This is a genomic window from Kamptonema sp. PCC 6506 (assembly GCF_000180455.1).
GTDB classification, from domain to species: Bacteria; Cyanobacteriota; Cyanobacteriia; order Cyanobacteriales; family Microcoleaceae; genus Kamptonema; species Kamptonema formosum.
In genome coordinates this window covers 1-14,673 of the sequence record NZ_CACA01000072.1, presented here as the reverse complement: position 1 = coordinate 14,673, position 14,673 = coordinate 1, and the positions used below count along the sequence as shown (strand labels likewise).

The window sequence follows — 14,673 nt, the reverse complement described above, 5'->3', positions numbered from 1 at the left end:
CCTTTAATTAAAGGAGGATTGACTTTGTTAGGATTTAGACAATTGAGAATTAAGTCAAAGCTGACAATTGCCCTTCTGGTAGTTACTTTAGGTTCAACTGCCATTGTTGGTATTTTGACATGGAACAGAGCAAAAAGCATTCTCACCCAACGCATTTTTAGCCAACTGACTAGCGTGCGTGCGGCAAAAGCTGCTCAAATTGAATCTTACTTTCAATATATTCACAATCAAATTGAAACCCTTTCCGAAGATCGAATGATTGTGACAGCAATGGTGGATTTTAATCAAGCTTTTCAGCAGCTAAATCAATCAAAGCTAACAATTTCTCCCACTTGGAATCAATCAATTCAATCTTATTATACCAAAGAGTTTTTCCCTAGACTATCTAAAAATATTGAAGGTACACCCGTTTTTGAACTCTATGCTCCTAAAACTGAACTCGCCCAATATTTGCAATATCATTACATTACTAATAATTTCCATCCTGTCGGTAAAAAAGACGAACTTATGGCGGCAACAGATGGGAGTGAATATAGTGCAATTCATAGCAAATACCACAAAATTCTACGCAATCTAATTAAAAAATTTGGCTATTACGATCTGTTTTTAATCAATCCTGAAACTGAAGAAATTGTCTACTCAGTTTATAAAGAAACCGACTTTACAAGTAATCTCCAAACCGGGCCATATTCCCAAAGCAACTTGGCTAGTGTAGTAGCAGCAGTAAAGCAGAATCCAGACCCCAGTGCCGTTCAGATTGTTGATTTTGCTAGCTATCGCCCCTCCTACGGTGCTCCTGCTGCTTTTATGGCTGTTCCTATCTATCAGGAAACGCAACTGGTTGGCATCCTAGCAGTTCAATTACCAGTCGATGAAATTAATAGCATTTTAACAGGAAATCGAGGTTGGGAGCGGGAAGGTTTAGGTAAAACAGGCGAGACTTACTTAGTAGGTTCTGATTACTTAATGCGCTCTATCTCTAGATTTTTAATTGAAGATCCTATAAATTATTATCAGGCGCTCCGTTCCGGTGGTACGCCGGAACGTATAATTCAGACAATTGAACAACTAAAAACTTCGATTTTGCTTCAAAGAGTCGAAACAGAAGGTTCAAAAAAGGCACTTCAAGGTAAACAAGGCACTGAGATTATTAACGATTACCGACAAGTTCCCGTACTGAGTTCTTATGCTCCTCTAAAAATTAAAGGAATCAATTGGGTAGTGCTTTCCGAGATCGATCTAGCTGAAGCCTACGAGCCGCTAAATAACTTGCAAAACTATATTATCATTCTAGCAGTAGTCTTAGTATTATTTGTCACCTTAATTTCTTTAGTTGCTGCCAATAACTTTGTTAAGCCGATTGAAATTTTGATCCAAGACTCTCGCCAGATCATGCGCGGAAAATTAGAAGATGCTGAACTACAATCTACTACTCAAGATGAGTTAAGTCATCTGGTAAAAACCTTTAATGAAATGATTCGCAGCCTCCAAGATCAAACAATATTAGCGGAACAAAGGCAGCGTGAAAATGAGGAGTTACTTTTAAATATTCTTCCCAGTACAGTTGCACAACGCTGGAAAACAGGGGAGGAAGGAATTACAGATGAAACTGAACAAGCAACGATATTAGTCGCAAGTCTAGAAGGTATAAATGAATTATCTATTGGGCGAGGAGTTTCCGAGGTAGCCAGCTTATTAAATGAAATGATTAATGGGTTTGATGCTGCGGCTCAACAGCTTGATGTGTTAGGTATAACTCGGATTGGCGAACTTTACTTTGCTGTTTGTGGGTTGGCAACACCTCGTCTGGATCATACGAAACGAGTTGTCGAATTGGGCCTAGAGATGCTGGATATTTTGCAAGCATTTAACAATAAATATAATCTCAATCTTAAACTTCGTATTGGTATTGATGCAGGTAAGATTATGGGGGCAGTTATCGAGGCTAAAAGCTTTAGCTACTATATTTGGGGTGAAGGTTTGGCGATTGCTTCTCAGCTCAATCGTATGGCTGCACCTAACACTATTCGCATACCGAATGAAGTCCATGAAAGGGTTCGCGATTTGTATATCTTTCAGCCAGCCGAGGAAATTGAGTTAGTAGAAATTGGTCAGGTGCCAACTTGGGTATTGAGCCGAAATTTATTAAATTCTGCTTCTGAAGCTCACGATCGTAACAAATATGCAGTTGTAGTTAAGGAAGTTAAGTAGGTGATACAATCTTATTTGTAGCTTCTAGTTTCTACCTTTTTTCTTGTATTTATAAGAGATTAATCAATGAGTGTACTGTGGTTAAAAGCCTTAATATTTATCTTGGGATTTCCATTATTAATAGTTATCTTGGGAGAAGTAATTTCTCGATTAGAGCCGCGAGGAAATATCCGGCTGGTAAGATTTTTAAATAGTCTGCGGAGCTTTGTTTTTCCTTGCTTGGCAATCTGGCTAGTTATGAATCAGTTTCTCGGCTTTCCTCATAACTCTATTTTCTTACGGTTATTAGAAACCCTGATTTTGCTAGGTGTGATTTTTGCTGGGATTTTGCTTTTGGGAATTTTGTTAACTACAGAACAAAACCCGACTTCTTGGCATTTATTCAAGGTTCCTAGACTGTTTTTACAAATTATTCGGATTCTATTTTTTCTGGGTATCACCACATATATACTCAGCTCTCTTTGGCAAGTAGATTTAAGTAATATTGCTGCGGCTTTGGGAGTGGGTTCTGTCGTCATTGCTCTGGCATTACAAACTACATTGAGCAATCTCGTATCTGGTTTTTTATTACTATTTGACAGTCCTTTTAAAGTCGGAGATTGGATTCGCTTTGGAGATATTGAGGGGCAAGTTGTAGACTTAAATTGGCGCTCTGTGCGTCTGAGAACCCTGAATCGAGAACTGCTAATCGTTCCCAATGGTGTGCTAGATCAGCAGAATATCTTCAACTATCATAGTGGCGATCGCGTACATGGGGAACGATTTAAAATCGGTTTTTCATACGACGATTCGCCCAATTTTGTGCAGGCGGTAATCAAAAGTGCGGCAATTGCAACTAAAGGCATTTTATCCGACCCTGCTCCCGATGTTTTTACTATGTCTTATGATGATTTTGCAATTACTTATGAGGTCAAATATTTTATTGATGATTTCCAAAATGTCGAAGAGATTCGTAATGACTTTAGAACTAGAATTTTCTATGCAGCTAAGCGCAATGGTTTAACGATTCCTTTCCCAATTCGCACTTTACAGCACGTTAGGATTCGTACTCCCCAACGGGAGGAGCGAGTGCAAGAAATAGCAATCTTTTTACAATCTTTGCCTTTTTTTGCCTTTCTAGAGTTGGAGGCGATCGCTAAATTAGCTGATGTAGCGATTTTACAATTTTATGGTTTGGGCGATGAAGTGATTTCTGAAGGAATACCCGATCCAGGTTTTTATATTATTGAGTCGGGTGCAATTAAATTATTAGTAACAGATTTGTCTGGTTCTCAACAGGAAGTCATTCACCTATCGCGGGAAGATTTCTTTGGTGAAACTGCTCTTTTACCTGGCGAAAATAGTCAGGTTACGGGAGTGGTGACTCAAGATTTAACGGTGCTGGTTTTTGAGCGGGAAGCGATCGCAACTCTGATGGCTGGTAGCGCTCGCTTTGCTAGACAGATCAACCAGTTTATTGAAGAAAGGAAAAAGAGAATCGAGCAAGCACATCAGGCTAGCGATCGCTTAAATTCAGCTTCATCGTCATCTGAGTTGAATAACTCGAAGAAATCCTTTAAGCATACAAGGTTAACTTGACCTCTCCCCGCTCTAAAAACGGGCAGGTTGTGAGCGAATGCCTTTTGCTGGTAGCCTAAGCGTTTTACAATCAAAGAGAGTTAACCTGGATTTGGGATGAATGCCGCATGGATACTAAGGCTTTTAAGCGATCGCTCCAACAGTCGGAGAATTACCACCGCAAGGGTTTTGGGCACGAGGATGAAGTCGCTGAGGTGATGCAGTCTGCCTACCAAAGCAGTCTGATTCAGCAAATTCGCGAGAATAACTACACGCTGCAACGAGGCGATGTGACGATCCGCCTAGCTCAGGCTTTTGGTTTCTGTTGGGGTGTGGAAAGGGCAGTGGCGATCGCCTACGAGACTCGCCAACATTTTCCCACAGAACGCATCTGGATTACTAATGAAATTATTCACAATCCCTCAGTAAATCAGCATTTAGTGGATATGCAAGTAGAGTTTATCCCCGTTGAGAAAAGTGAAAAAGATTTTTCAGTTGTCGATCGAGGCGATGTTGTAATTTTACCAGCTTTCGGTGCCAGCGTGCAAGAAATGCAGACATTAAATGATAAAGGCTGTAAAATTGTAGATACAACTTGTCCTTGGGTTTCTAAGGTTTGGAATACAGTTGAGAAACACAAGAAAAAAGTTTGCACTTCCATTATTCATGGTAAATACAATCACGAGGAAACAGTTGCCACCAGTTCTTTTGCTGGAAAATATTTAATTGTGCTAAATCTCCGCGAAGCTGAATATGTGTGCAATTATATCCTAAATGGAGGCGATCGCGAGGAGTTTTTAGCCAAATTTAGCAAAGCGTGTTCGGCTGGTTTTGACCCAGATCGGGACTTAGAACAAGTTGGAATTGCTAACCAAACTACTATGCTCAAAAGTGAAACTGAGCAGATTGGCAAGTTATTTGAAAAAACGATGATGCGGAAGTATGGGCCAGATAAGTTGAATGAACATTTCCAGAGTTTTAATACTATCTGCGATGCAACTCAAGAGCGGCAAGATGCCATGTTTAGCTTGGTAGAAGAAAAGCTAGATTTAATGCTCGTTATTGGCGGCTTCAATTCTTCTAATACTACGCATTTACAAGAGATGGCCGTCGAGCGCAAACTTCCTTCTTACCACATTGATGCTGCTGAGCGAATTCTGGCAAATAATAGGATTGAACACAAGCCTTTAGGAAGTGATTTAGCGATCGCTGATAATTGGTTGCCTACTGGTAAAATTGTGGTGGGTGTAACTTCGGGAGCTTCCACACCGGATAAGGTTGTTGAGGATGCAATCAAGCGAATTTTTGAGATGAAAGCGTAAATTAGTTAACTGTTAGCTGTTCACTGTTAGCTATTAGCTGTTAGCTGTTAATATTATAGTCACGCTAATGTTTAAATCACTCAGTCACAAGTTTTATCTGATTTAGCTCTTGCTAATACCAATTCTCTAAATTAATGCTACAGTCTTAGGGCGGGTTTATTAATGTTATTTGTGGGTGGCAAATTTGATCGCGAACCCGCCCCTACCCCAAACTGTAGCAAACTTTTAGAGAAGTGGTATAAGCTAGAGGAAGCGTGGCAGCATAGCTGTCAAACGCCTCTTTTTCAGGTAGGTACTTGGCTATTGGCTCAGTCTCAGTGAATTTACTTAGAATTAAGCTCGCCAGAATCGCTGATGCAAAGAAGCATCAGTAATAATATCCGCAACTACCTGGGAAGAAATAAGTAAATCCACTTAATTAAACCTAAAATCACGGATGATTAAAAAGCTGACTCTACAAGTATTATTCCTTCTTCCGCCTACCATCGAACTTTTACTTAGAATTGTGGATGTTGCCAGCTCTGAAAATTACAATAATGATAGACAGTGACCTTGCATTGCCCTGAGCTTGCCGAAGGGTCAAACTGCACCGCTAAACCTCAATTCTAGTTCCTATTTTCCCTAGCCTCTCTCTTCCCCTAGCGCCTAGCCCCTAGCCCCTAGCCCCTCTCTTCCCCTAGTTATATGTTTAATAACTCATCCGTAACCCATGCTCGGATTTGAACCCTTAATCGCTACTGCCACCAGCAATATAGCCAACATTGCCAGCGAAATACTTTTAGATAACAAAGGTAAATTGTTTAGTAATTTAGCCATAGTTGGCAAAACTATGAAAACAAGAACCCAAAAATCTATAAATCACGCCGCTGAAGAATATGTTTGCAAATATGTCGAACGCTACGGCATTTTGAGAATTTTAGGAAAGTCCGAACCAATCCCATTAGAATCAGTTTATATCCCCATTCAAGTTTGGCGCGAATCTGATATTCACCGCTGCGAATCGCTGGAAAAATTAGAAACTATCTATAATCAAAGTCAAGTGCGCCGTTGGCAGTTTATTTATAATAATAAGCTAGAAGGAATAGAAGCTGTAAACCAAAATCAATATCTGATGGTATTAGGTGAACCGGGTTCGGGGAAATCTATATTTTTGCGGCAAATAGCACTAGAAGCACTCAATGGGGAAAAACTTGGCAAAATCGGTAACTCTACATATATTCCAGTTTTCATCGACCTTAAAGAAGTAAGCGCTAGAAAGGTAAACTTAGAAAAAATTATCTTAGAAGAATTTGCCGATAGTAACTTTCCGTTTGCAGATAGGTTGACAGAAAAAACATTAAATAAAGGTAAATTACTGATTCTGCTAGATGGTCTGAACGAAGTTCCAAACCATCAATTAAAAACTATCACTTGGCAAATTAATAATTTTGTTAATAAATATCCGAAAAATCGCTTGATAGCTTCCTGTAGAACTGATTTATATCGCTATAATTTAACGATATTTGCCAATGTTTTAATTTCACCTTTTGAGGAAAATCAGTTAGAGCGATTTCTTTGTAATTGGTTTCATTCTGACTCAGAATCGCTAAATTTAAATGCTCTAGCTTGCTGGGAAGCTCTGCAAAAGCCGGAAAATTCCCAGGCAAAAAATTTAGGAATAAATACTTTATATTTATCTTTACTATGTCTGGTTTATGAGCGAGGTCAAAACTTTCCCAAAAGCCGCCAAGCTCTCTATCAGCAAGTTTGGCGGCTCTTGCTAGAATCTGGATTATCTGACCCTCGGCTTCAGCTAAAAAATAGCGAAAAATCATTAATTTTGGAGGGAGTTAGTAATTTACTTTCCGAGATTGCCTCGCTCGGTTTTGAGTCTAACAAGCTGTTGTTTGAAAGACGAATACTGCTAGATAAAGTTAAAATTTTTCTGAACATTAACTTGAAGAGGCAACCAAATTTAGATGCGAATTTAGTTTTAGACGCTCTGGTAATTAAGCCGGGAATTTTAGTTAGTAAAGAAGCTGACTTACTCGCTTTCTTTCATCCGACAATGCAAGAATATTTAACAGCACAATATATTTATCAAGACTTACCTAAAGATGGCGGCTCGCCCGAAGAAAAACCCAAAATTGCTCAACAATCGCAGTCCCAAAGAGAGGCATTTACCACCCTCGCCAGCCGAAAAAATGATAGTGAGAACTTAACTCTTATTGATAGAACTGTTAAGATCCAGCAATTAATTACCCATCATCTTCAAGACGAGCGTTGGCAACCAGTATTTTTGTTATTAGCAGAGATGATGGGTAGCAAAGCTGACGAATTGCTCTTACTGATAGAAACAGAAGCACAAAAATATATCAAAATTCCCAAATTACAAGCCTTATTAACCTGGGCAAATCAAATCACAGTCGATTCCGAAGAAAATATTAGACCTGCTGCTAAACGCGCCACTGCACTTTTAATTAGCGGGGGTGATTTTGCCTATACACAGGATGCGGGTGATGGTTTAGGAACAATTTATGAATTGCCTTTAGAAACTGCGGGCGATTTCACCTTCAGCCGCGATTTCATGCTCACAATCAGTCGCGATCGCATTTTAGCCAGTTACCTAGCTCATCTGCTGGGACTTGATATCGGTTTGATTTTAGCCCGCGCCCGCATCCTCGCTAGCACCATAACTGGTACATTAGGATTAGCTCGTACCCGCGTCTTCGCTGACGAACTTACCCGCGAATTAGCGGGGACAGTAGTTAAAGTTCGCGGTCGTTTTCTGGACGTGGATTTTAATTTTGCCCTAGATTCTAACCGCGATTTAGCCCTCGATCGCACTCGTGATTTAGCCCTCGTCTGCATCCTCGCTCGCGAATATGAAAAACTCCAAATTTCTAAAGATGCGAATCAATTCATTGCAGAATTAGAAGCATTACAAGTAAAGGTGCCGGGGAATAATGAACCTTTAGAAGTACACCGCAACTTTCGCGATTCTCTCCGTAAAACATGGTTAAAAACCTTTAATATTAGCCCAGAACTTGTTAATCTTTCATCTACAGAAAGAGAAGCCCTTGGCAATTACTTGTATGCTAATTGTCTAATGGTGCAGTGCGATCGCGCAGCAGTACAAGTCAATCGTGCAACTTGGGAGGCGATCGAGCAGCGGATGTTAGTAGTCATATAACCTTCACAAGTGTTATTGTGGTTGAAGACTACACAAATCACTGAGCATAAATTTTTCTTAATTCTTCCTTCTTCCTTCTCTTCATTGCCGATCGCTTCCGAGTTGAGATAAGGTTGACAAATTTACCATAAAATGCAGTCACCATGAATCTCTCACCATCTCAGCCCGCTGTTCTGTGGAGGCAAGTCGGTGGTTTAGCTGCTGTACAGGCAGCTATTACCCTAACATGGATGATTTACCGGATCTATGTGCCTCAACTGCTTGCAGGTTTTGGCTTTCCAGGGTTAGAGCAGCCGATATCAATGATAGAAGACGCTTTAGCAGTAGCGCTCGAACCTATAATGGGGGGGATTTCAGATAAACAGCGGCAATGGATGGGCTCTCGTTTTCCCTTAATTTCCTTGGGAATCATCCTTTCTTCAGCTCTTTTTATTGCCATTCCTGCTGTTTTCATTTTTGGCAAACCCTACCAAGTTTTCCGCTGGGTATTGCCTGTACTGCTTGTAGCTTGGGCCCTGGCGATGGCTGTGTTTCGGGCTCCGGCTGTCTCGCTGATCGGACAATATGCGGTTAACACTCAATTGCCTCAAGCAATGAGCGTTTTGATTTTAATTGGCGGGCTGGCGGGGGCCGCAAGACCGATCGCTGGTGATTTTATTCTGAGTTTAGGGCCAGGGATTACTTTCACGATCGGTTCTTTAGTATTATTGGGAGCAGTGGCGGTATTGCGATCGCAAAAACCCGATATGTCTGTGGCCCAAACACCAATAAATCATACCACAAATCAACCGCTTTCTATACCAGCACTGGGATTAATTGCTGTAACTGGGATGAGTATAGCTTGCGGAACTCGCTTGATGTTAGGGGAGATTCTGCCGAAGGTGTTAGAAACTCAAATTGGGGGTACAGATGTGAAATTGCTGCTGGTGGGAATTGCGATCGCCTTAGCTTTTGCATCTTTACCCGCAGGAATTCTAGCCACCCGCCTTGGAAATCAGAGAGTAACGATCGCAGGATTAGTAATCGCAGCAATGCTATTACTGGCATTAGTTTTTGCTCAGGGGACAGGGGCTATATGGATCTTAATAATTGCCCTGATTGCTAGTTATAGCTTAGTTGCCAATGGCGCGATTCCCTTTGTATTTTCCCTCATCCCCCCGCACCGAGGAGGATTAGGAGTAGGGATATATTTTGGTGGTTTTTCCTTAGCCATGAGTTTATATGGGGTGATTTTGGGGCCCCTATTGAGAATATCTTTGCTTAACGCGGCAATTGTCGGGGCGATCGCATTTTTACTAGCGGGTGCTTGCTTGGAATATTCGCTTTTGCAACTTAAAAGTCACCCGTTCTAGCTTCCGCTAGTTGATATCGTTCAACTCCACCGTCACTGGATTGTGCCTTTTAGATTATGTTCATTGCTACTTGTTCAATAAAATACTTAAGTCTTGTTAAGATAATGTCTTATGAACTTTTACCTTGGGCTAGATTTCGGTACTTCCGGGGCGCGGGCTGTAGCAATTGATGCTGGTAGTAAAATCTATGCAGAGGTTTGTTATCCTTTTGACGGTCCCCAAAACGCGATGCCTGCGGCTGGCGTAGCTGCCGCGCCTCCCTCAAATCTACAGGAAACTCCACAATTTGAATTATCCTCTATATGGCAGAGTGCGCTATTTTCTCTGATCGCGCAAATTCCCCTAGAAATCCGCCGTGAAGTAAGAGCGATCGCGATTGATGGTACATCTTCAACTGTAATGCTATGCGACGCTAACGGTAAGCCTGTGGCTGCACCGATGCTCTACAATGATGCGCGAGGGGTGGCGGTGATGGATAAGCTAAGTGCGATGGTTGCTGCTGACTACCCCTACGCGCCTCCCAACCCCACAGTATTAAGCGCTACCTCTAGTCTGGCAAAACTCCTGTGGTTAACAAGAGATTTAACAAATAAGTTATCTGTCTCTCAGAGGCTTTATTTCCTGCATCAAGCTGACTGGCTGGGTTTTTTGCTACACGGTAAACTCGGTGTCAGCGACTATCATAATGCTTTGAAATTGGGTTATGACGTGGCTAATCTATGTTACCCGGAATGGTTGACAGATGCGATCGCCACTATTCCCAATATTACCATTCAGTTACCAGAAGTTTTCGCACCAGGTACGATCGTCGGGGAAATAACAGCAGAAATGCGCGATCGCTTTTCTTTACCCCCTAATTGTATAGTCCGTGCGGGTACAACTGACAGTATTGCAGCATTTTTAGCTAGTGGTGCGAAATCTCCCGGCGAAGCTAGTACATCTTTGGGTTCTACCCTAGTGCTAAAACTATTAAGCCGTACCCGCATTGATAATGCTAAATATGGAATTTATAGTCACAAATTAGGTAATTTATGGCTAGTTGGCGGTGCTTCTAATACAGGCGGTGCTGTGTTGCGCCACTTTTTTAGTGATACTGAATTAGATAATTTTAGCAGAAAAATCGATCCTAGTCAAGAGAGTTTACTTGATTATTATCCCTTATTAAAACCAGGCGATCGCTTTCCAATTAATGACCCGAATTTACCACCAAAACTAGAACCTCGCCCCAAGGACTCAGTAGAATTTTTACACGGTTTACTAGAAAGTATAGCGCGAATTGAAGCGCGAGGATATCAATTATTGCAGGAGTTAGGTGCAACTCCTTTAACGCGGGTTTATACTGCTGGCGGCGGTGCGAAAAATCTTATTTGGGCTGCTATTCGTTCGCGACTGTTAAAAGTACCGATCGTTACACCAATTAGCACAGAGTCGGCCTATGGAACGGCATTATTGGCGATGGATAAGAAGAATAATTGAACCGGATTTAAGAGTTAGTGAACTTACGCTGAATATGTGGAAACCCTTCTGATATCAAATCATCAAATCGTCTCCAAAGTGCAGTATCAAGAGATTTAGTGAGGTTTGTTGCTGCTACAATCAGACCAGAGGTTGGTTCATATTCATCCAAAATCTGGAGAAAAGTATTCACCACCCGCTTAATTTCTCCTACTTCCTGAAAATCTTCTCTTGATTTAGCAATTGAGTCACATTCATCAAGAAACAATAAACATGGATTTTTTGATGCTTCTTCAAAAACGAGCCTTAAATTACTTGCAGTTTCCCCTAAAAAAGATGAAACCATTGCATCAAATCTAACCTTAAGAAGTGGTAAACCTGTATTCCAGGCTAAACGCTCTGCTCCCAGTGTTTTACCACAGCCAGGAAGACCATATAAAAGAATTTTTTGCCTGTAGCATAGTCCATGATGAGCAAGTCTATCCCTTGCTGCATACTCACGTTCAATTCGCTGGAAACGTTTCTCAATACTTTCAGCCAACACCATGTGATGCCGCAGTTTTTCCCTTGGTATGACACTAACTAGAGGAAGATTAAATCGCTTACTCGTCGGTAGTTCACTTAGAGCCTGTAGATTCTCTGGTACTGACGAAACTGATTTATTGTTAGAGGTGGACTTCTCTTTTGGGCTTTTCTTAGTAATATTCTCTAACTGATCGGCTAGAAGCGTGTGTCCATTCTGACGTTCCTCTTCAATCACCAGATACGTCAATTTGTCGATCGCCTCTGTGTCTGAACTGGCGATCGCCCTAAATAATCTTTTGAGAACTTCTGCTTTCATAGAGCCTCTCAGTATACTAGAGAGTACACCACTATGATAGCTTGATTGATTAATCAACAGATTACGTTATATTACCAAAGAGAGTGGGCGCAAACGTTTGCGCCCACTCTACTCCATCAAACTAGCGATTAGTAATCGAAATCACCACCGCCCATACCGCCACCAGCACCAGCAGGAGCGCCATCCTTGGGCTCAGGCTTATCAACGACGATACACTCAGTCGTCAACACCATCCCAGCAATAGAAGCTGCATTTTGCAAAGCGGAACGAGTCACCTTCGCAGGGTCAACGATACCAGCTTCAAACATATCTACAAACTCATTAGTAGCTGCATTGAAACCAACATTAAATGGCTTCTCTTTCACGCGCTCAGCGATTACAGCACCATTCAAACCGGCATTTTCAGCAATCCGCTTCAGAGGAGCAGCCAGAGCCCGTGCCACAATCAAAGCACCGGTTAATTCTTCACCTTTCAGACTGCTATTTGCCCACTCTTCTAACTGAGGTGTCAGGTGAGCTAAAGTTGTGCCACCACCGGGAACAATACCTTCTTCCACAGCAGCTTTAGTAGCGTTGATCGCATCTTCTAAACGCAGTTTGCGATCCTTCATTTCAGTTTCAGTCGCAGCGCCTACCTTGATTACGGCTACGCCACCGGCCAACTTAGCCAAGCGCTCTTGTAGCTTTTCTTTGTCGTAGGAAGACTCAGTTTCGTCCATCTGGCGGCGGATTTGTTCGCAACGAGATTTGACAGCAACTTCGTTACCTTCGGCAACAATCGTGGTGTTATCTTTGGTGATAGAAATGCGGCGTGCTTTACCAAGCATATCCAGCTTGGTATTGTCAAGCTTCAAGCCAGCATCTTCGGTGATTACTTGACCGCCAGTCAACACGGCGATATCTTCGAGCATGGATTTGCGGCGATCGCCAAAACCAGGGGCCTTAACAGCAGTGACGTTCAAAACGCCCCGCAGTTTGTTGACAACCAGAGTAGCTAAAGCTTCTTTCTCAATATCTTCAGCGATGATCAGCAACGGACGACCAGCGCGTGCTACTTGTTCTAAGACGGGAACTAAATCCTGTACCAGAGCAATTTTCTTGTCAGTTAACAAGATGAAAGGTTCTTCTAGAATTGCTTCCATCCGTTCGGTGTCGGTGACGAAATAAGGAGAGATATAGCCTTTGTCAAAGCGCATCCCTTCAGTGATTTCGAGCTCGGTAGTCATGGATTTGCCTTCTTCGAGGGAAATCACACCTTCCTTACCGACTTTATCCATTGCGTTGGCAATCATTTGGCCAACTTCATCGTCGTTACCGGCGGAAATTGCACCAACTTGAGCGATCGCCTTGGAATCTTCTACTTGTTTGGCGTGTTCGGCAATCTTTTCTACTAAAAAGCTAGTCGCCTTGTCAACACCGCGCTTCAGAGCGATCGCATTTGCACCAGCAGCTACGTTCCGCAGGCCTTCTTTGACCATAGCGTGAGCGAGCACAGTTGCAGTCGTGGTACCATCACCAGCAGCATCATTAGTTTTGGAAGCAGCTTGACGAATCAGAGCCACACCAGTATTTTCAACATGGTCTTCCAGTTCAATTTCTTTAGCGATGGTAACGCCATCATTAACAATTTGAGGAGCGCCAAATTTCTTCTCTAGAACTACATTACGACCTTTAGGGCCAAGGGTGACGGCCACTGCTTCGGCCAGAATGTCCATACCGCGTTCTAGAGCGCGACGTGCATTTTCGTTGTAGATGATACGCTTAGCCATAGTTTTCGACTCCAGTAAGTGAAATTTGTTTGTAATTTGAAAAATTTGCTAATTGCTAATCGCTAATAGCTAATTGTTAATTGCTCTTAACCGTTAAGCTAATGCCATAAGGAATTAACCCGCTAATTAGCCATTAGCCATTAGCTATTTAGTCAACGATCGCCAGAATATCTTTTTCGGCAAGTAAGACATATTCATCAGTGCCGAGTTTGATGTCGGTACCAGCGTACTTGGAGTAAAGAACCTTGTCGCCAACCTTGACATCCATTTCACAGCGAGTGCCGTCATCGTTGCGCTTGCCGGGGCCCACTGCTGCAATTTCCCCTACTTGGGGCTTTTCTTTCGCGTTGTCGGGTATATAAATACCACCGGCCGTCTTTTCTTCGCTAGCGCTTACTTTCACGAACACGCGCTCGCCTAACGGTTTAACGGTAGAAACACTCAGAGATACTGCTGCCATACAAAATCCTCGCTTATTACAGCCTTTGCAAATTTTTAAGAGTTAAGCCTTCCAGGGAGAGGGTAAGTATTTTTACTCTGCACCTTCTGCCTTTTGGCTTATTTCTTTGAGAGTTAGCACTCTCGACTCCTGAGTGCTAATTTAACTGGTTAAGGTGGCGATCGCAACTAATTTCTCAGTACGGGTTCCCGAACTAATTTAGGGGAGAACTTACACAGTAGAAGGGGCTAGGGGCTAGGGGCTAGGGGCTAGGGAAGAGAGAGGGAGGATGGAGGAGATGGGGGAGATGGGGAGGATGGGGAGGAATAGGTGACAAATCAATGGTTTCAACCATAATGGATTTACGGAGGTCGTCCCAGAAACCGGGTTTTTGAGAGAATCTGTGGGTAAAAACGAAGTATTTTCGTAAAAAACCCCGGTTTCTTTAGTTGGGTGCGTAAGTCCTCCAGAAGCCAGTGCCCTAAACGTCTTCACGGTTGCTATTTTAATCAAAATTGTTAATTGTTAATTGTTAATAATCCCTCCTACTTACCT

At 42.2% G+C, this 14,673-nt stretch carries 9 protein-coding genes; 6 read left to right on the top strand and 3 right to left on the bottom strand.

Translation table 11 applies throughout. From position 1 onward, the window contains the following. From OSCI_RS03595 to OSCI_RS03570, 6 genes are all read left to right on the top strand, one after another. Positions 1–2,211: adenylate/guanylate cyclase domain-containing protein (locus OSCI_RS03595; protein WP_234708699.1), on the top strand; the 2,211-nt coding region annotated here is incomplete at its 5' end. A gap of 66 nt (positions 2,212–2,277) precedes the next feature. Beyond that, positions 2,278–3,789, top strand: coding sequence for a mechanosensitive ion channel family protein (locus tag OSCI_RS03590; protein WP_007353491.1), 1,512 nt, complete (start codon positions 2,278–2,280; stop codon positions 3,787–3,789). 107 nt (positions 3,790–3,896) lie between these two features. Then, positions 3,897–5,090 (top strand): 4-hydroxy-3-methylbut-2-enyl diphosphate reductase, encoded by a 1,194-nt coding sequence (locus tag OSCI_RS03585; RefSeq protein ID WP_007353490.1) that lies wholly within the window; start codon positions 3,897–3,899, stop codon positions 5,088–5,090. Between the two features lie 709 nt (positions 5,091–5,799). Further along, on the top strand, positions 5,800–8,262 hold the full coding sequence (locus tag OSCI_RS03580; RefSeq protein WP_007353489.1) for an NACHT domain-containing protein: 2,463 nt from the start codon (positions 5,800–5,802) through the stop codon (positions 8,260–8,262). Positions 8,263–8,405: 143 nt separating this feature from the next. Then, positions 8,406–9,614, top strand: a complete 1,209-nt coding sequence (locus OSCI_RS03575) for a hypothetical protein (RefSeq protein ID WP_007353488.1) — start codon at positions 8,406–8,408, stop codon at positions 9,612–9,614. Positions 9,615–9,725: 111 nt separating this feature from the next. Further along, positions 9,726–11,090, top strand: coding sequence for an FGGY-family carbohydrate kinase (locus OSCI_RS03570; protein ID WP_007353487.1), 1,365 nt, complete (start codon positions 9,726–9,728; stop codon positions 11,088–11,090). Positions 11,091–11,097: 7 nt separating this feature from the next. Here OSCI_RS03570 and OSCI_RS03565 read toward each other — a convergent pair whose 3' ends face one another. The 3 genes from OSCI_RS03565 to groES all read right to left on the bottom strand — a co-directional run bounded on the left by OSCI_RS03565 (position 11,098) and on the right by groES (position 14,139). Further along, positions 11,098–11,910 (bottom strand): AAA family ATPase, encoded by an 813-nt coding sequence (locus OSCI_RS03565; protein WP_007353486.1) that lies wholly within the window; start codon positions 11,908–11,910, stop codon positions 11,098–11,100. Positions 11,911–12,038: 128 nt separating this feature from the next. After that, positions 12,039–13,679 (bottom strand): chaperonin GroEL, encoded by a 1,641-nt coding sequence (groL, locus tag OSCI_RS03560; protein ID WP_007353485.1) that lies wholly within the window; start codon positions 13,677–13,679, stop codon positions 12,039–12,041. Positions 13,680–13,827: 148 nt separating this feature from the next. Beyond that, complete coding sequence (gene groES / locus OSCI_RS03555) at positions 13,828–14,139, bottom strand: co-chaperone GroES (RefSeq protein WP_007353484.1); 312 nt, start codon at positions 14,137–14,139, stop codon at positions 13,828–13,830. Between the last annotated feature and the right edge of the window lie 534 nt (positions 14,140–14,673).

Bases quoted from the DNA above. Each gene is read 5' to 3' on its own strand.
- OSCI_RS03590 (WP_007353491.1), top strand. From the start codon at position 2,278: ATGAGTGTACTGTGGTTAAAAGCCTTAATATTTATCTTGGGATTTCCA.
- groL (WP_007353485.1), bottom strand. From the start codon at position 13,679: ATGGCTAAGCGTATCATCTACAACGAAAATGCACGTCGCGCTCTAGAA.
- OSCI_RS03580 (WP_007353489.1), top strand. From the start codon at position 5,800: ATGCTCGGATTTGAACCCTTAATCGCTACTGCCACCAGCAATATAGCC.
- OSCI_RS03575 (WP_007353488.1), top strand. From the start codon at position 8,406: ATGAATCTCTCACCATCTCAGCCCGCTGTTCTGTGGAGGCAAGTCGGT.
- OSCI_RS03585 (WP_007353490.1), top strand. From the start codon at position 3,897: ATGGATACTAAGGCTTTTAAGCGATCGCTCCAACAGTCGGAGAATTAC.
- OSCI_RS03570 (WP_007353487.1), top strand. From the start codon at position 9,726: ATGAACTTTTACCTTGGGCTAGATTTCGGTACTTCCGGGGCGCGGGCT.
- groES (WP_007353484.1), bottom strand. From the start codon at position 14,139: ATGGCAGCAGTATCTCTGAGTGTTTCTACCGTTAAACCGTTAGGCGAG.
- OSCI_RS03565 (WP_007353486.1), bottom strand. From the start codon at position 11,910: ATGAAAGCAGAAGTTCTCAAAAGATTATTTAGGGCGATCGCCAGTTCA.